At 68.7% G+C, this 17739-nt stretch carries 16 protein-coding genes and 1 tRNA gene; 8 read left to right on the forward strand and 9 right to left on the reverse strand.

All coding sequences use genetic code 11. The features are described from left to right. Positions 1 to 51: 51 nt before the first annotated feature. Positions 52 to 363, reverse strand: a complete 312-nt coding sequence (locus tag IU450_RS37425) for a hypothetical protein (RefSeq protein ID WP_195154453.1) — start codon at positions 361 to 363, stop codon at positions 52 to 54. Between the two features lie 460 nt (positions 364 to 823). After that, complete coding sequence (locus IU450_RS37430) at positions 824 to 1897, reverse strand: fatty acid desaturase family protein (RefSeq protein ID WP_195154454.1); 1074 nt, start codon at positions 1895 to 1897, stop codon at positions 824 to 826. Positions 1898 to 2257: 360 nt separating this feature from the next. Here IU450_RS37430 and IU450_RS37435 point away from each other — a divergent pair, with 360 nt between their 5' ends. Beyond that, a complete protein-coding gene (locus tag IU450_RS37435; protein ID WP_195154455.1) occupies positions 2258 to 3211 on the forward strand; it encodes an NAD(P)-dependent alcohol dehydrogenase in 954 nt (317 codons plus the stop codon). 184 nt (positions 3212 to 3395) lie between these two features. Here the strand turns inward: IU450_RS37435 and IU450_RS37440 are convergent. From IU450_RS37440 to IU450_RS37455, 4 genes are all read right to left on the reverse strand, one after another. Beyond that, positions 3396 to 3468: transfer RNA gene (locus IU450_RS37440), tRNA-Arg, on the reverse strand. Between the two features lie 95 nt (positions 3469 to 3563). After that, complete coding sequence (locus IU450_RS37445; RefSeq protein WP_228835674.1) at positions 3564 to 4325, reverse strand: DUF1542 domain-containing protein; 762 nt, start codon at positions 4323 to 4325, stop codon at positions 3564 to 3566. Positions 4326 to 4398: 73 nt separating this feature from the next. Then, the gene (locus tag IU450_RS37450; protein ID WP_195069019.1) at positions 4399 to 5865 is read right to left on the reverse strand and encodes a flavin-containing monooxygenase; all 1467 of its coding nucleotides are present in this window, start codon (positions 5863 to 5865) and stop codon (positions 4399 to 4401) included. Between the two features lie 81 nt (positions 5866 to 5946). After that, complete coding sequence (locus tag IU450_RS37455; RefSeq protein WP_195154456.1) at positions 5947 to 7089, reverse strand: acyl-CoA dehydrogenase family protein; 1143 nt, start codon at positions 7087 to 7089, stop codon at positions 5947 to 5949. Between the two features lie 572 nt (positions 7090 to 7661). Between IU450_RS37455 and IU450_RS37460 the strand changes: the two genes are divergently transcribed. From IU450_RS37460 to IU450_RS37475, 4 genes are all read left to right on the forward strand, one after another. Then, positions 7662 to 8057, forward strand: a complete 396-nt coding sequence (locus IU450_RS37460) for an ArsR/SmtB family transcription factor (RefSeq protein WP_195154457.1) — start codon at positions 7662 to 7664, stop codon at positions 8055 to 8057. After that, a complete protein-coding gene (locus IU450_RS37465; protein ID WP_195154458.1) occupies positions 8054 to 9115 on the forward strand; it encodes a cation diffusion facilitator family transporter in 1062 nt (353 codons plus the stop codon). The genes IU450_RS37460 and IU450_RS37465 overlap by 4 nt, the downstream gene beginning before the upstream one ends. A gap of 136 nt (positions 9116 to 9251) precedes the next feature. Next, a complete protein-coding gene (locus tag IU450_RS37470) occupies positions 9252 to 9728 on the forward strand; it encodes a hypothetical protein (RefSeq protein ID WP_195154459.1) in 477 nt (158 codons plus the stop codon). Between the two features lie 30 nt (positions 9729 to 9758). Then, on the forward strand, positions 9759 to 11399 hold the full coding sequence (locus IU450_RS37475; protein WP_195154460.1) for a long-chain fatty acid--CoA ligase: 1641 nt from the start codon (positions 9759 to 9761) through the stop codon (positions 11397 to 11399). Between the two features lie 16 nt (positions 11400 to 11415). On the opposite strand, the gene IU450_RS37480 is transcribed toward IU450_RS37475, so the two are convergent. The 3 genes from IU450_RS37480 to IU450_RS37490 all read right to left on the reverse strand — a co-directional run bounded on the left by IU450_RS37480 (position 11416) and on the right by IU450_RS37490 (position 13583). Continuing rightward, on the reverse strand, positions 11416 to 11964 hold the full coding sequence (locus IU450_RS37480) for an HD domain-containing protein (protein ID WP_195154461.1): 549 nt from the start codon (positions 11962 to 11964) through the stop codon (positions 11416 to 11418). A gap of 118 nt (positions 11965 to 12082) precedes the next feature. After that, positions 12083 to 12475 (reverse strand): SCO5389 family protein, encoded by a 393-nt coding sequence (locus tag IU450_RS37485; RefSeq protein WP_043698802.1) that lies wholly within the window; start codon positions 12473 to 12475, stop codon positions 12083 to 12085. Between the two features lie 61 nt (positions 12476 to 12536). Next, positions 12537 to 13583 (reverse strand): nitronate monooxygenase, encoded by a 1047-nt coding sequence (locus IU450_RS37490; protein WP_195154462.1) that lies wholly within the window; start codon positions 13581 to 13583, stop codon positions 12537 to 12539. A gap of 201 nt (positions 13584 to 13784) precedes the next feature. Here IU450_RS37490 and IU450_RS37495 point away from each other — a divergent pair, with 201 nt between their 5' ends. The 3 genes from IU450_RS37495 to IU450_RS37505 all read left to right on the forward strand — a co-directional run. Further along, a complete protein-coding gene (locus IU450_RS37495; protein WP_228835675.1) occupies positions 13785 to 14669 on the forward strand; it encodes a M23 family metallopeptidase in 885 nt (294 codons plus the stop codon). Between the two features lie 143 nt (positions 14670 to 14812). Then, positions 14813 to 15796, forward strand: coding sequence for a LuxR C-terminal-related transcriptional regulator (locus IU450_RS37500; protein WP_043698798.1), 984 nt, complete (start codon positions 14813 to 14815; stop codon positions 15794 to 15796). Between the two features lie 293 nt (positions 15797 to 16089). Beyond that, on the forward strand, positions 16090 to 17739 hold a 1650-nt coding region (locus tag IU450_RS37505; protein WP_195154464.1), incomplete at its 3' end, for an amino acid adenylation domain-containing protein.

Below are 17739 nucleotides of genomic sequence, written 5' to 3' on the forward strand. Positions count from 1 at the left end.
GATCCTTTGCCCACGCCGCATGTTCGCCCGATATCTGACCAGTCTTACCCGTCAGTCGCCGACGAACAGGAGATATCCGTTGGCGCGAAGCGCGATCGACGCCGCGCGCCTCAGCAGATCGACAGCCTGCCGCTCGGCATCGGTCCGTACCTCGATCCCCTCGATCTGATCCAGGATCAAGCCGAGCTGGTACCGGTTGAACATGGTGTCGCCGCATCGGTAGATACCCCGTACCAAACTGGTTTCGGGCTGCGCGGCGCATAGTCTGAACAGCGTTTCGTTAGCATCGTCACCGAAGCGGTGCATCTCGGCATGGTTGATGTCCTGTACGACGATGTCTAAAGCCACCTGATCCCTGCTCATCTCCTGGGGGTGCATCGTAATTGCCAGGGGCGGAGTGTTTTCGGTTCGGTTGGTGATCGCTGTCAGAACCGTCGCGCTGGGCGGTCACGATGAACCGGTATGTCGGATGGTCCTTGCCGTACGTGCTTGGTGATGCCGAGGCGGCAACCATCACCGGCACCGAGTCCGGTCGCGGCGGCTTCGTGATGGTCTTCTTCGTAGGAAGTTACCGCCCCAGAACCATCCGCGGCAGCGACTGCCAGGTGCACATTCCCGAACACAGGCAGCGCAGCCGCGGGCAGTACCCATAGTCGCCGCGCTGCCGTCCAGTGGTATGAGGGGCTGGCCTGTTCCCCGAGAATGATCCGGAGCGGGTGGTTCGCGATCGAGGAAATCCGGACCCCGCCCACCGAAGGCTATCCAGATACCCCAGCTGCCGACGCCCCGGTGTGTCAGGGGCGTCGTGATGTGCAGCTTGTGTTCAACGACTGCGTTGTGACACTTCGGCATCGGGAGCGCGCAGGGGTGCGCCGACGTGGTGCAGGTGTCTCAGCGCCTCGCGGTAAGAGGAGATCAGCCCGGTTTCGTGGTAGGGCACGCCGATTTCGGTGCAGTAGTCGCGGACGATCACCTGGGCGTGACGCAGGTTCGGCGTCGGCATGCTCGGAAACAAATGGTGCTCGATCTGATAGTTGAGCCCGCCGAGCGCGAAGTCGGTCAACGCGCCACCCCGCACGTTGCGGGAGGTCAGCACCTGGCGACGGAGGTAGTCGGGGCGTTCGTCGCCGGTCAGGGTTGGCATGCCCTTGTGGTTCGGGGCGAAGATGCAGCCCATGTACAGGCCGAAGAGGCCCTGGTGGACAGCAAGGAACGCGAACGCTTTGTCCGCGGGCAGAACCGCGAACAGGGCGGCCAGGTAGGCGGCGAAGTGGCCGAACAGCAGTGCGCCCTCCAATCCACGGTGTTTGACCGATCGATTTCTGAGCGCGCGTACGCCGGCCACATGGAGGTTCAGGCCCTCCAGCAACAGAAGGGGGAAGAACAGGAACGCCTGCGCCCTCCCGATGAGACGAGCCAGACCGCGGCTGGACCGTGCCTGCTGTTGTGACCAGACCAGAATGTCGGGCGCGACATCGGGGTCGAGTTCCTCGTGGTTCGGGTTGGCGTGATGCCGGGTGTGCTTGTCCTGCCACCAGCCGTAGCCCAGGCCGATGCCCGCGTTGCCGACGAGTCGTCCCACGAGCTCCGTCCGCCGCCGTAACCGGAAGACTTGGCGGTGTGCGACATCGTGCATGACGAGTGCGATTTGCGCGAACGTCACGGCCATGAACCCCGCGACCAGCAGCGTCCACCACGAATCGCCGATGAGGACGAACGCCGCCCAGCCGGCTGCAAACGCGACCCCGACGAGGCCGAGGCGGACGGCGTAGTAGACGGGACGCCGGTTCATCAGCCCCGCGTCGGAGATCCGGCGCAACAGACGGGCGTAGTCACCGTCAGCGCCGCGCCGCGGTGACCGTGGAGATGACTCGGGGACCAAGGCAGGTGTCGTCATAGATCTTCCTGAGAGCTGAGTCGGAGACGCCACCTCCGTCCGCCGATGACGCCGGCCGGTCGATGTCGGAGCGGGGCGCCGAGTTCGATACCCCGAAGCTATCGGTCGGAATCTCGTTCCGCGTAATCCCCTGGTATGACATGGAATCAAACTGCGGTGTGAGATCGGATGTCCACCGCGGACCGAGGCGGCTGACCGGTATGTGCTGTGGCCGGTCGACTTTCGTCGATATTTCTGTGCGGGATCGGGTTCGGCGTGTTGCGCGGAAGGCTGACGCACCGTTCGCGGGTCGTGGGACAGGTCGCCGACTACACTTCGCCGTGTGCCAGGCTGTCGCTCGATCCCTAGCGCTGGAATCGCATGAGGGCCGTCGTGTACGACCGCTACGGCGGTCCCGACGTGCTGTCGATCGCGGAGGTCCCGGTGCCTTCCCCTGGGCCGAAAGAGGTGCTCGTCCAGGTGCACGCTACGTCGATCAACCTCTCTGACTGGGAGACCCTGCTGGGGACACCGCTGTATTCGCGCATCGGCGGGCTCCGGGCACCGAGACGCCCGGTTCTCGGATCCGATATCGCCGGGCGGGTCGAGGCGGTCGGCTCCGAGGTCACTCTGTTCGCACCGGGTGACGAGGTCTACGGCGACAATCTCATGCTCAAGGGCGGATTCGCGGAATACGCGGTGGCTCCCGAATCAGCGCTGGCCCACAAACCGGCGGCGCTGAGCTTCGCCGAGGCGTCGACCCTGCCGCAGGCGGGGGCGATCGCACTGCAGGGCACGGCCGGTATCGCAGCCGGTATGTCGGTGTTGATCAACGGTGCGGGCGGGGGCTCGGGAGCGTTCGCGATCCAGTTGGCCAAGAGTGCCGGGGCGCATGTGACCGGGGTGGACAACGCCGCCAAACTGGCGTTCATGCGCACGCTCGGCGCCGACGAGGTCATCGACTATCGCGCAGAGGACTTCACCCGAACCGGACCGTACGACCGGGTACTCGACCTCGTCGCCCACCGGTCGGTCTTCGCCTATCGCAGGTCGGTCGCCCGCGGCGGCCGGTACCGCTGCGTCGGCGGCACCACAAGCGCGTTGCTGCGGATGACGACGGTCGGCGCGGTCGCCGGGATGGTTACCGGCCGCAGGCTCGGGGTCCTCGCGGTGAAGGAAGGGCCCGCGCACTTCACACCCCTCGCGGAGTCGTGTGTCGCGGGCCGGATCGATATCCACATCGACCGCAGCTTCCCGCTCGACGAGACCGCGGCCGCGCTGGCCCATGTCGGTGCGGGGCGCGCCCTCGGCAAAGTGGTGGTCGAGATCCGCTGATCGGATAGTGCGTTCCCCGACACGTCCGGGCAGGTGCGGGACGTTGACCTGTGACGTCACTTTCCACCGATAGCAACCGATCTCGGCACCTCGCCGCTCTGCGGACGCGGTCGGGGTTTCTCCGCGACTGGGTTCGGAGGTTAGCGACAAGGGAATGAAGACAGCCGCACCTGCGTCGATACTGTGCCCTCGGCAGGATTCGAACCTGCGACACCCGCTTTAGGAGAGCGGTGCTCTATCCCCTGAGCTACGAAGGCTTGCTGGGTGGGTTCGGGCCCGCCCGGGACGTTCGCAGTCTACCGGGTAACGGGCTCGGAGTCCGCATCGCTGTCGTTGGGGCGTCACGGAGGGATCAGAAGCCGCCGCCGTCGAAGCCGCCGCCGCCGTCGAAGCCACCGGAGTAGTCGCCACCCTCGGTGGACCCGGGATCGTAGCCGCCGCCGTCCGCGGCCGGGCCGCCCTGGAAGTCCTCGCCGTAGCCGCTCTCGAAGCCTTGCGCGTCGTAGCCCACTCCGGACATTCCGGCGAAAAGGGAGGTGAACAGCAGGGCCGAGCCGAGGCCCCAGGCGCCTGCGACCATCGCGGGCTTCCACCAGGGCTCGGAGTACCAGCCCGCGGGGACGGGGCGCCCGGCCACTCGGCCGCCGGGATAGTAGTTCGGTGTCGACGACGAAGGGCCGGGCGCGGCCGCGACCTGCCTGCCCTCGTATTCCACGACGCGCTTCTCGGTGACCTGCCCCGCGGTGTCCTGGCCGTCGAGGGCCGCGATCGCGGGACCGGGGTCCATGTTCATCGCGGTTCGGGCGGCCCTGATGTAGTAGAGCCCTTCCAGTGCGGTCTGCTTCGCCAGCCGCGCTTGGGTGGGCGTGCGGGCCTGATCCAGTTGCGAACCGGCCGCGATATGCCGTTCGGAAGCGTCGGCGAGCGCCTGGACGGCGGCGTCGTTGCTACCGCTGAGGCTGTAGACCTGACCGCCCAGCCGTTCGTTCACTTGCCGGGCGTCGGCGAGAGCGTCGGCCAGCGCGAGGGCTCCGCGCTGTTTGCTCTGTCGTATCTGCCACACCAGTGCGGCGATCAGCGCTACAAGCAATAGGGCGATCATCAGCCACGACATGGGCACCTCTTCCGCTCGACCTCGGACAACGCCAGTTTACTGTCGGCTAGCTGAGGTCTGGCTGAGCGTGCGGTCAGTGTGCGGGCGCTTGGGCTTCCTCATAGTCGGCGGGGTCGAAAGACCTTGTCTTCCAGCGGTAGAGGACGGTGGCGCCGGGCCAGTTGTTGGTGATGCGGCCGGAGGCGTTGCGGTACCAGCTGGAGCAGAAATTCCAGGGGGTGTCCTTCAACCGGTTCTGCAGCCAGTCGTCCCAGCGCTGTTCGGTGGTGGCGCGGGCGGCGAGGTAGCGGCCGGGGCGGTCGGTCAGGTACCGCACGACCTGGCGGATGTAGCGGGCCTGGGATTCGAGCATGTAGATGATCGAGCCGGAGCCGACGTTGGTGTTCGGGCCGTACATCATGAACAGGTTCGGGAACTGAGGCACGGAGAGGCCGAGGTAGGCGCGGGCGCCTTCGTCTGCCCACACGTCGGCCAGCTTTCGCCCGCCGAGGCCGTAGATGTTCATCGGCGCGAGGAACTCGGTGCCCTTGAAGCCGGTGCCGTAGATGATGACGTCCACCTCGTGCTCGACGCCGTCGGCGGTGCGGATCCCGGTCGGGGTGATCGCCTCGATGGCGGTGGTCTCCACGGTGACGTTCGGCTGCGCCAGCGCCGGGAAGTACTCGTTGGAGAACAGGCCGCGCTTGCATCCGGCCGCGTAGTCGGGCGTCAGTTTCGCGCGCAACTCGGCGTCGGGGATCTGCTTGGCCCGGTGCCGGTCGGCCAGCGCGATCACCGGCGCCTTGATTCCCGGGATGTCGGTCAAAGCCAGGGCGAGTACCTCGAAGAACGACCAGATGGCGAAGCGCTCGGCGAGGCGGCTGGGCGGGAAGTACTTGAACAGCGCGTGGTGCAGGGGGCTGTACTGGACGTCGGCCTTCGGTAGCACCCAGGCCGCGGAGCGCTGGAACAGCGTGAGATGGGCGGCGGCGGGCTGTATACGCGGGATGTACTGGATCGCGCTGGCTCCGGTGCCGATGCAGGCGATGCGCTTGCCGGTCAGGTCGACGTCGTGGTTCCACTCGGCGGAGTGGAACGCGGGACCGGTGAAGGTGTCGATGCCGGGAATGTTGGGCAACGCGGGGCGCGAGAGCTGGCCGACCGCCGGGATGAGGATGTCCGCGGTCAGTTGCGCACCGTCGGCGGTGCGCACGATCCACTGGCCGGTGCGCTCGTCGAACTCGGCGTCGAGCACCTCGGTGCCGAACCGGATGAAGCGCCGCAGGCCGTGCTTGTCGGCGACGCCCTGCATGTACCCGTGGATGTCGCGCTGTTCGGAGAAACGCCGGGGCCAATCGGATTTCGGCTCGTAGGACCAGGAGTACAGCGGGGAGGGCACGTCACAGGCCGCGCCGGGGTAGGTGTTCTCCCGCCAGACGCCGCCGAGGTCGGTGGCCCGCTCCAGGATGGTGAAGTTGTCCAACCCGGCCCGCCGCAGCTCCAGCGCCATGCCGAGCCCGCCGAATCCGGCTCCGATGATGATGATGGACGGCGTTGTCATGCTTTGAGGGTACGGAAGAGTATCCGCAGGTCCGAAGACATCCGCGGTCACTCAATCGGCATTTTCGGCCACGCGGCGGCGTCAGCTGTCCGCGAGCTGACGCGCGATGACCAAGCGCTGGATCTGGTTGGTGCCCTCGAAGATCTGCATCACCTTGGCCTCGCGCATGTAGCGCTCGACCGGGAAGTCCTGGGTGTAGCCGTAGCCGCCGAAGACCTGGACCGCGTCGGTGGTGACCTTCATGGCGGCGTCGGTGGCGACGAGTTTGGCCACGCTGGCCTGGCGCGAGTACGGCAGCCCCGCGTCGCGGCGGCGGGCGGCGTCGAGGTAGGTGGCGCGCGCGGAGTCGACGGCCGCGGCCATGTCGGCGAGGACGAAGCCGAGCCCCTGGTGGTCGATGATGTGGCGGCCGAACGCCTCGCGCTCCTTGGCGTAGGCGACCGCCTCGTCGAGGGCGCGCTGCGCCAGGCCGGTGGCGACCGCGGCGATGCCGAGGCGGCCGGAGTCCAAGGCGCTGAAGGCGATCGCGAGGCCCTGTCCCTCGGCGCCCACGCGACGTTCGGCAGGCAAAAACGCGTCGTCGTAGGAGGCGGTGGTGGTGGGCACGGCGCGCAGGCCCATCTTCTCCTCGGGTTTGCCGAAGCCGAGGCCCTCGGTGTCGCCGGGGACCAGGAAGCAGGAGATGCCGCGGGAGCCCTCGCCGGTGCGCGCGAACAGGGTGTAGAAGTCGGCGCGGCCGCCGTTGGTGATCCAGGCTTTGGCGCCGGTGATCCGGTAGCCGCCCTCCACCGGCGTGGCGCGGCAGCGCAGCGCGGCCGCGTCGGACCCGGCGTGCGGCTCGGACAGGCTGTAGGCGCCGATGGTCTCGCCGGAGAGCATGCCGGACAGCCAGCGCTGCTTCTGCTCCTCGGTGCCGAAGGTGAACAGCGGATGGCACGACAGGCTGTGCACGCTGACGGCGACGGCCACGGCCGCCCAGCGGGCGGCGAGCTCCTCGAGCACCTGCAGGTACACCTCGTAGGGCTGCGCGCCGCCGCCGTATTCCTCCGGATACGGCAGGCTGAGCAGTCCGGCGGCGCCAAGCGCGGGAAAAACGCCGTCGGGAAAGGTTCCGGTCTTCTCGCATTCGGCCACGCGCGGTTCGAGCAGCTTGTCGGCGATGTCGCGGGTCAGCTCCAGTAGATCCCGGGCCTCGGGGGTGGGCAGCATTCGATCCACTGGCATGTCGTCTACTCCGCGGGTCGCTCGAAGGTTCTCGTGATTCACAGTAACCGGGCGTCGTCAGCGGCTCGTCGGTGCCGGTGGGCGGTCACGCGAACGCGGGGGCCGGCGTGCACCGGCGTCGCGAAGACCAACCGGTGGGGGCGGCCGAAGGTCACAGTCTGGACAGGATTGCCGCGCACGCGAGCCGCTCGGTGCACAATGTCCCGACCGTAGCGGCGTGGCGCCCGTCCGCGAGTGCGCGATCGTGGTTGCCGGGACGTCGGATCCGGTGTGGTGCACGTGCAGCTGTGTGCACAGCTGCGCGTGAACATCCCTGCGGTGCCACAGCATTCATACTGGTCACGGCAGTTCTCTCGAATATGGACCGAAATCGTGCCGGTGCCTGCGGAATTGGTTTGTCTCATTCGGGTGTTATCGGTCCGCGGGCCTGGCGCACTGACGCCACACTCGACTAAGACAAAGACTGTTCGAATTCGGGGTCGACCGGTGTGTCGGCGGCAACGCAGGGGGTGCCGCCGGCACATCGGCCCGGAGCACTGGAACGGGGCCGTCGCCTGTTCTAATATCTGCGTATGAATGCAGATAGCCAGGAATTGCGGCCGCCGCTCGCGGAGGATCAGGTCGGACTGGTTGTCGAGGTGTTCCGCATGCTCGCCGACCCGACCCGGGTGCAAGTGCTCTGGGCGCTGGTCGACCGCGAACTGTCGGTCACCGACCTGGCCGGGCAGGTCGGCAAGCCCGCGCCTTCGGTGTCGCAGCATCTGGCGAAGCTGCGGATGGCGCGGTTGGTCAACACCCGCCGATCGGGGACGACGATCTTCTATCGCCTGGAGAACGAGCACGTCCGGCAGTTGGTCGTGGACGCGGTGTACAACGCCGAACACGCGGGGCCGGGTGTGCCTGCACATCACCGCGGCGTAGGCGCGGTGCGCGAACTGCACAGGCGAGACGGGGCGGGTGCATCATGACCCACCGGCATCATCACCATCATCAGCACCAAGCCGGGCATCATCACCGGCATCGGTCGCGGTTGGTCGGCGCACTGCGGGAGGTCTTCGTCCCGCACAGTCACGACGCCGCCGACAGCATGGACGACGCGCTGGAGGCGAGCGCGGTCGGGATCCGGGCGGTCAAGATCAGCCTGGTCGTGCTCGGGTGCACCGCGGCGCTGCAACTGGTGATCGTCGCCGCGTCGGGCTCGGTCGCCCTGGCCGCGGACACCGTGCACAACTTCTCCGACGCGCTGACCGCCGTACCGCTGTGGATCGCGTTCGCCCTCGGGCGCAAGGCCGCGACCCGGCGCTACACCTACGGATTCGGCCGGGCCGAGGACCTGGCCGGCCTTTTCGTCGTCGCGATGATCGCCCTGTCGGCGCTGATCGCCGGGTACGAGGCGGTGCGCAGGTTGCTCGATCCGGTGCCGCTCCAGCATCTGGGCTGGGTTGCCGCGGCCGGGTTGATCGGGTTCCTGGGCAACGAGACGGTCGCGCTGTACCGGATCCGGGTGGGACGGCGGATCGGCTCGGCGGCACTGGTCGCCGACGGCCTGCACGCGCGCACCGACGGGTTCACCTCGCTTGCCGTCCTGCTCGGCGCCGGTGGGGTAGCGCTGGGGTTCCCGCTCGCCGACCCGATCGTCGGACTGCTGATCACCGTCGCGATTCTCGCGGTGTTGCGGACCGCGGCGCGCGACGTGCTGCGCCGGTTGATGGACGCCGTCGAGCCAGGTCTGGTCACCGCGGCCGAGCGGGCGCTGGCCGCCGAGCCGGGTGTGCAGGGCGTGCGCAGCCTGCGGATGCGGTGGATCGGCCATCGCCTGCACGCCGACGTCGAACTGGATGTCGCCCCGACGATAACGCTCGCGCAGGCGCATCGCGTCGCCCACGAGGCCCAGCACACGCTCACCCACGTAATGCCCAAGCTGGACACGGCTGTGGTGCACGCTTATCCGGCGCATACCGAGGCCGCGGTGCCGGGGATAGCCGGAACCTGGGGCGTCGGCACCGGGGACGCGGCAGCGAGCTGACCAGGGGGAACTGAGGGCGCCCGCCTTCGGATCGGGGCGAGCGGATTCCCCGGTCGGCCTTGCCCGGGGCGGCCTACCGTTGGGTAGCATCGCCGGTGTGATGTGGCTCATGGTCGGTGCGTGCTGAACCATGCTGGTGCGTGTACCGACCCTTGCGAAGCTGCCCGACCTGGCCCGACGTAGTCACATCCCGGAGAATCCGAGCGCCGTCGCGTCGATCGCCACGAAGGTGGAACCGGGCGAGGTCACCGTCGGTCCCGGCTGTGCCGAGCGCATCCGGCAGCGCATGCGACTGCTGCATCGCAGCGCTGTGCATCCAGCCCTCCACGTACCCGTGCCCGACCTGACGCGCGGCAGGAACTTGTGCTCCGGGTACGGCCCCATGCCCGGCGGCAAGGCGCTCAGCCCGTTCGGCTCCGAACCCCGCCGCGCCTCAGGCCATCTCGGCTTCACCGAAAACATGGGCTGGCCCCACCCCGAACGCGCGCTGTCGTGCGCGGTGCTCACCAGTGGCGAACCGATTCTGTATCCCCGAGCGACCCGCAGGCTCGGGTCGCTGGAGGGGATCGGGTCGGAGACCCCGAAGGTGGCCGAAACCGACTTGGCTTTCTGACGGGAAGTCACCGAAGAAAAAGGAGTTCCGATGTTGAGCACTATGCAGGACGAGCCGTTGTCGCTGGCGACGTTGCTGCGCTACGCATCGACGTTCGCCGGCGATTCGACCGTGTCCACCTGGACCGGGACCGGCGTGCGCACCATGACCTACCGCGAGGTCGGCGCCGAATCGGCGCGGTTGGCGAACGCGCTGCGCTCGTTGGGCATCGGGGTCGGCGACCGGGTCGGCACGTTCATGTGGAACAACAACGAGCACCTGGTCGCCTACATCGCGGTGCCCGCCATGGGCGCGGTGCTGCACGCGCTGAACATCCGGTTGTTCCCCGAGCAGGTCGTCTACGTGGCGAATCACGCCGAGGACCAGGTGGTGCTGGTGGACGGCACGCTGGTGCCGCTGTTCGGGCAGATCCTGCCGCACCTGACGACCGTCCGCCACGTCATCGTGGTCAATGGCGACGCGGCGACGCTCACCGCGCCCGAGGGCATCCAGGTGCACTCCTACACCGAGTTGCTCGGCGCGCAGCCGGACACCTACGACTTCCCGGTGATCGACGAGCGCTCCGCCGCGGCGATGTGCTACACCTCCGGCACCACCGGTGACCCGAAGGGCGTGGTGTACTCGCACCGCTCGAACTGGCTGCACGCCATGCAGGTCGGCGCGAACAACGGGATGGGACTGCTGGGCACCGACACCATCCTGGCCATCGTCCCGCTGTTCCACGCGAACGCGTGGGGCCTGCCGTACGCGGCGCTGATGTCCGGGTCGAATCTGCTGATGCCGGACCGGTTCTTGCAGCCGGGCCCGCTGCTCGAGTGCATGGCCGCGCAGAAGCCCAGCTTCGCCGCCGCGGTGCCCACCATCTGGGGCGGCGTGCTGGCCGGGCTGGCGGCCAACCCGCAGGACATCACGCACCTGCGTGCGGTCGTGGTGGGCGGCTCGGCCGTCCCGCCCTCGATGATGCGCACCTTCGAGGACAAGCACGGCGTGCGGGTGCTGCACGCGTGGGGCATGACCGAGACCTCGCCGCTTGGCAGCGTCGCGCATCCGCCCGCCACCGCGCTCACCGACGAGGACAAGTGGGCCTATCGGGTGACGCAGGGCCGCTTCCCGGCCGGTGTGCAGGCGCGTCTGGTGGCCGATGACGGCAGCGTCGTCGCCAACGACGGAGTGTCGCTGGGTGAGCTGGAAGTGCGCGGTCCGTGGATCACCGGCTCCTATTACTCGCCGGACGGCACGGCGGTCGATCCGGAGAAATTCGACGACGGCTGGCTGCGCACCGGCGACGTGGGCAAGATCAGCCAGGACGGCTACCTCACGCTGGTGGACCGTTCCAAGGACGTGATCAAGTCCGGCGGCGAGTGGATCTCGTCGGTGGATCTGGAGAACGCCGTGATCGGACACCCCGCGGTCGCCGAGGCCGCCGTGATCGGCGTGCCGGACGAGAAGTGGGACGAGCGCCCGCTGGTTGCGGTCGTGCTCGCCGAGGGCGCCGAGGTGAAGCCCGAGGACCTGCGCGAGTTCCTGGCCGACAAGTTCGCGAAATGGCAGCTGCCGGAACGCTGGACGTTCATCGCCGAGGTTCCCAAGACCAGCGTGGGCAAGTTCGACAAGAAGCGGCTGCGCAGCCAGTACGCCGACGGCGACCTGGAGGTCACCACGCTCGGCTGAACCCGGCCCGCCCGCGTCACCACTTCAGCATCGGCAGTGGTGACGCGGGGTGGGTGCGCAGCCGCCGCGCGGCCAGTCGCACGAGCCTGCGGTGGAAGCCGTGGTCGGGATAGCGCTTCGCCAGTTCGCGGTAGGTGCCGCGGGAGATGCCGAACCGGCCGAGCAAGCCGAGTTCGACGTCGATCGCGTCGGCGCGCCGGAAGATCTCGACCGGATCGTGCGGCGGGCCTGCCGGGCGGACTCTGTGGTGCTCGTCGATCATCGACACCACCAACTCGGTCAGGTCGTCGCGGTCGATGCTCGCCAGCCAGGCGCGCGCCTGGTCGCAGGAGGGGCCGAGGTAGTCGAACGTGCCCGCCGACCAGATGCCGATGTCGTGCAGGGTGGCCGCGGTCAGGAACTCCTCGCGGGCGCTCGGCCGGGGTTGCCGGTCGGCGGCCAACAGGTCGCACAGCGTCAGGACGCGCAACACGTGATTGGTGTAGGCGGCGCGGTCGGGCCCGAGCTGCTGCTGCCACGGTGCGAGCCGGACTTCGACCTCATCGCGAAGATCGTTGCTGCTCATGGCGGTTCACCCTACGTGAACGGCAGCGTCGCGGCCGGTGGCGACGCGCGGCCGCATGCACGAAAAACCCGGCGCGGGCCGAAACGGTTTGCCGCGCCGGGTTATCAGCTCGTGCTACTCAGCAGTTGCGCAGTTCCGGGTTCTGGTTCAGCAGTTGGGCCCGGGTGCCGATGAAGGTGGTGTAGGTCTCGCCGCCGACCGCGGAGAGCGGGAAAGCGGCGACCCGGTGGCAGTTCTGGAAGGCGAGCTTCACGCCGAAGTGCCGCTCCAGCCCACCGCGAATGGCGTCGGAGGCCATGGCGCGCAGCAGTTGTCCGCGGGCCACCTCGTCCGGCGGTGCGATGGTGTTGTCGGCGTATTCCTCGGTGCCGGAACGCAGTTCACCGGCGACCCGACTCACGACTTCCCACGCGTAGGGCAGCGAGGTGCGGACGACCTCGACGAAGTCGGCGTCATCGACCTCGCCGCGCTCGGCGCGTTCGAGTAGTGCGGTGGGGACATCAAGGGACATGGCGCTCTCCTCCAGTGCTGGACGTCGTGCGATGCCATTCGAGTCTAAACGAAACTCGTTGTCAACAATGCTGGATTCGGCGCGAAAGAGCTGTCTCCAGTGCGGTTTTCGCGGCCGCGGCCAACGTCGCGACCAGTTCGCCTGCGGGTAGCTCCGGTGTCAGCACGTGTGTCTGACCCGCCCAGAGGTTGACCTCATCGGAGTTGCCCGCCGCTCGTGCGGCGGCCCGCAGCGGGGCGGTGGCGTAGTGGATCTCCGGGTATCCCGTCGGTGCGGTCGCGGTGTGCTCCAGCAGGAATCGGTTACGCAGCCCGCGCGCCCGGCGTCCGGTGAACGCGCGCGTGAGCATGGTGGGAGTGTCCGCGGCCACGGCGGCGCGGTGCACCTGGTTGGTGCCCGCCTCGGGGCAGCGCAGGAAAACGGTGCCCAGTTGCGCCGCGGTGGCGCCCGCCGCGAGCGCCGCGGCGACGCCCGGGCCCGTCGCCAGGCCGCCGGTGGCCACCAAGGGCAGGTCGGTGGCGGCGGTGAGCAGTTGCAGTAGCGCCAGCAGGCCGAGCGGGTCGGTCGCGTCGTCGTCCGGGCGGTCCACGAACGTCGCGCGGTGCCCGCCCGCCTCGGCGCCCTGGGCGATGAGCACGTCGGCGCCCGCGTCGACCGCGATGCGGGCTTCGGCGACCGACGTGACGGTCACCCACACTTCCGAGCCCGCGGCGTGCAGCCGCGCGACTTCGGTGGCGCTGGGGCAGCCGAAGGTGAACGACACGGCCGCGACCGGGTCGGCCACGAGGAGATCGAGCTTGGCGTCCCAGTCGTCGGTGTCGAATCGCGGCTCCCCGAGTTCGTGATCGGCGCCGAGTTCGGCGAGATAGTCCGCCAGGTCGGCGGCGGGCGTCGGGGGGCCGGGCACGAACAGGTTCACGCCGAACGGTTTGCCGGTGGCGGCGCGGGTCGCGGCGATGCGCGCCGCGGTGTCGGCGGCGCTCAGATAACCGGCGGCCAGCTGTCCGAAACCGCCCGCCTCGGCCACCGCGGCGGTCAGTTCGGGAGTGGATGGGCCGCCCGCCATCGGGGCCAGCACGATCGGAACGTCCAAGTGGTCGAGGATCACGGATCAAGTCTCGCTCATCTGGACATGTGACCCGAGCCTCACCAGCGTTTTTCCGCTGGAAGGTTGCGGAATGGTCACGACGAGGTAGAGTTCCCGTCACGACGGATGCCAAACCGTTATCGCCCGACTTCATCGGATCGTTATCGAACCGGTGGGACGGGCAGGCATCCCGGACCCTGTTCTACGACCGAGGACTCAGCTTTGTCGCAGCACCGTGTAGGCCCCAGTTCCATTACCGTCCAGAGCCTCCTCGGCGAGGGCGGCGAGGCGGGCCGTCCGAAGCGGCACCGCGCCGAGCCGTCCGCCACCGAGCGTGTGAAAGCCGCCGCGACCGCCGCCGTCGCCGCGGGCGCCCTCATCGGCGCCGCCAGCCAGGCCGCTCCGGCGCTCGCCTACGCGTCGCCGCTGCTGCCCGGTTCGCATGGTAGCGACGAGGACGAGCAGGCCGCGCCCACCACCGTGAAGGGCGCGAGCATCTTGCCGGTCGCCGAGGCGAAGGCCGCCGCCGAGCCGGTCGCCGAGGTCGCGCCGGAGCCCGCCACGGTCGCGGGCCAGATCGCGGCCCCGGTCGCCGCGCCGTTCGGCATTCCCAATCTTCCTCCGGAGATCGCAGGCCCCTTGGCCCAGGCCGAGGAGGTCCTCAAGGGCGTGCAGCAGCAGGTCGCGCCGGCGCCCCCGGCATCCGCGGTGCGCCCGGTGGCCGGTGCGATCAGCTCCGGCTTCGGCAGCCGCTGGGGCGCCATGCACTACGGCATCGACTTCGCCGACGCGCTCGGTGCGCCGATCCACTCGGTCAGCAACGGCACGGTGATCGAGGCCGGGCCCGCCTCCGGTTTCGGCCTGTGGGTGCGCGTGCTGCAGGACGACGGCACCACCGCGGTCTACGGACACGTGAACGAGATGTTCGTGCACGCCGGTCAGCGGGTGAACGCGGGCGACGTGATCGCCACCGTCGGCAACCGGGGCCAGTCCACCGGTCCGCACCTGCACCTGGAGATCTGGGATCAGGCAGGCACCAAGATCGACCCGATGCCGTATCTGGCCGCCAAGGGCGTGCCCATGGGCTGGGGCCCGTCCGCGCACTGACTTTTCCTGTCCGGCTTGATATTCCGACGAGCGCTCGGTTGCGCACAGTGGAGCTTCCCGCGTCCCGATCGCGGAGGAAGCGGATCGCGTGCGCGTCTCGTAGAGCGGCCACGCGGACACCGGTCGGTCGCTAGGCTCGGGCCGTGATCGAGCTGGGCGACATCTTCGAGCCTGGGTCACCGCACGGCCGCGTCTACGCCGTGCTGGTGCACCATCCCCGGTCGAGTCTCGCCGATATCGCGCAGTACCTGGGCGTTTCGGAAGACCTCGCGGCGGACTCGTTGGATGTGTTGTGTGAATTGCGTGCCGCGGTCCGCATCGAGTCGCCCGACGGCGAATCGCTGTGGGACGCGCACGCACCGGAATCGTTGTCCGAAGCCGAGGCGCGGCGCAGACAGCAGGAGATCAACCAGATGCACGCTGCCGCCGCGCGGCTGAGCGAGACGTTCCGCTCGGTGCGGCGCTCGCCACGCGGCAACGGCGCGGTGGTGCCGGTGTACGAACGGTTGGAGATGCTCGCGGATTTCGAGGAGATGCAGACCGCGGCGCGCAGCTGCGTCAAGCTGGTCGAGCGCGGCCCCTATCTCAGCGATCCGGAACGCGAGCGCCAGTTGTTCGAGCTCAAACGCGCCCGGCTCGGCGAAGGCATCCGCTACCAGACCCTGTACCAGGACACCGTCTACCAGGATCCCGAGCGCCTGCGCCACGCGCTGTCCACCAACGCCAGCGGTGCACAGGCCAGAACGCTGCCGGAGCCGCCGTTCAAATTGATCATCAGCGACGACGAGCGGGCCAGCCTGGTGCTGCACGCCGACGAGCGCAGACCCGACCCGATGGGGCTGCGCATCACCGGCTCGCCCACGCTCGAGCTGTTGATCAAGACCTTCGACGTCCTGTGGGCGATGGCCGCGCCCATCTCGGTGAATCCGGCCGCGGAGGCGCTGGACGAACGCGACCGCGCGATCCTGACCCTGATGGGACTCGGCGCGACCGACGACACCATCGCGCGCCGACTCGGGATGTCCCGGCGCACCGTGGTGCGCCGGACCGCCCGGCTGCTGGAGCGGCTCGGCGCGAGCACGAGATTCCAGGCGGGGGTGCAAGCCACCCGGCGCGGATGGTTGTGAACATGTTCACCGATCCGGGTAACCCTGCAACATGACAGGCCCCGCGCCGATATAACGGCAGGCGATCAGGCAAGACACCGATTTCAGGGGGAGTGGGCGGTGTCCGACGAGAGGACAGCACGGAAGTAGGGGGCGCGGACCGCAGTGGCGGTAGCCGCGGCAATCCAATACAGCGCGCGGGTTCAGCGGTCAGTCCCTTATATGATTGCCCGGTCCGCGCTGGCCCCGGATATCAAGCCCTGAGCAGGGTAGGGCCCGGGTCCTGGCTCGATGCGAGAGGTGAATGCACTCGAATGGAAACCGCCCGTCGTTCCGCTCGCGGTAGCCGTCGCCGCAGGTCGGGCAGTCCGCTCTTCGCGCAGCTGCTCACCGCCGCCGTCGAGTCCGCCGCCACCGAGGTCGCGATCCGGTTCAACCCGACGGGAGATCCGTCGGACGACCGGGAACTCACCTACGCCGAGCTGGACGCGGCGTCCTCCCGCCTGGCCAGGGAACTGATCGAACGCGGTGTCGGTCCCGGCGACGTGGTCGCCATCGGAATCTCGCGCAGCGTGGAGTCGGTGCTCGCGGTCTGGGCCATCGCCAAGACGGGCGCGGCCTACGTGCCGGTGGACCCGACCTATCCCACCGACCGCATCAATCACATCGTCGCCGACTCCGGCGCCACGGTCGGCCTGACCACCTCGGCGCACCGCGCGGTGCTCGGCACCGGCGTGTACTGGATCGAGCTGGACGACCCGGTGCAGTCCGCGCGCATCGCCGCGCGCCCGGAGCATCCCATCTCCTACACCGACCGGGTCCGCCCGTTGGACGAGCGGCACCCGGCCTACGTCATCTACACCTCCGGCTCCACCGGCAAGCCCAAGGGCGTCGTCGTCACGCATAGCGGCCTGGCCGGGCTGGTGGCCGCGGAACGCGAGCACTACGGGGTGACCGAAGAGTCGCGCGTGCTGCACGTCTGCTCGCCGAACTTCGACGTCTCGGTGCTCGAACTGCTGCTGGCCTTCTCCTCCGGAGCCACGCTGGTGATCGCGCCGCCGTCGGTGTTCGGCGGTTTCGAGCTGGCGGATCTGCTGCGGCGCGAGCACGTGACGCACATGCTCATCACGCCGGGCGCACTGGAATCGGTGGATCCGACCGGGTTGGACGACTTGCAGGCCGTCGTGGTGGCCGGTGACAAGTTCGGTCCGGAACTGGTCGGCCGCTGGGCGGACGAGCACGAGTTCTACAACGGCTACGGGCCCACCGAAGCGACGATCCTCGCCACGAGCACGCCGCCGATGACGCCGGACGAGCCCATCACGATCGGCACGGCCATCCCGGGAGTCGGCGCGTTCGTGCTGGACTCGCGGCTGCGGCCGGTGCCTGCCGGGGTGGTCGGCGAACTTTATCTGTCGGGTCCCGCGCTGGCGCAGGGCTATCTGAACCGCCCGGGCCTGACCGCCGAGCGGTTCGTCGCCAGCCCGTTCGGCGCCGACACCGGCAACCCGGGCGCGCGGCTCTACCGCACCGGCGACCTGGTGCGCCGCACCGAGTCCGCAGGCCAGGACGGCGGCGTCATCGAATATCTGGGGCGCTCGGACTTCCAGGTGAAGATCCGCGGTTTCCGCATCGAGCTGGGCGAGATCGACAACGCGCTCACCAGCCACCCGGACATCGACTTCGCGGCCACCCTCGGCAAGACGCTGCCGTCGGGTGCGACCGCACTGGTGGCCTATGTGCTGCCGAGGCCTGGAGCCGACGTGGACACCGGCGCGCTCGCCGACTACATCGGGGAATCCCTGCCCGCATACATGATTCCGGCGTCGATCATGACGCTGGATGAGATCCCGTTGACGCCGGTGGGGAAGTTGGATCGTGCGGCGTTGCCGGAGCCGGTGTTCGCGGCGCGGGCGTTTCGTGTGCCGTCGACTCCGGTGGAGGAGATTGTGGCGGGGGTGTTC

The organism is Nocardia abscessus (genome assembly GCF_015477775.1).
Taxonomy (GTDB): domain Bacteria; phylum Actinomycetota; class Actinomycetes; order Mycobacteriales; family Mycobacteriaceae; genus Nocardia; species Nocardia abscessus_A.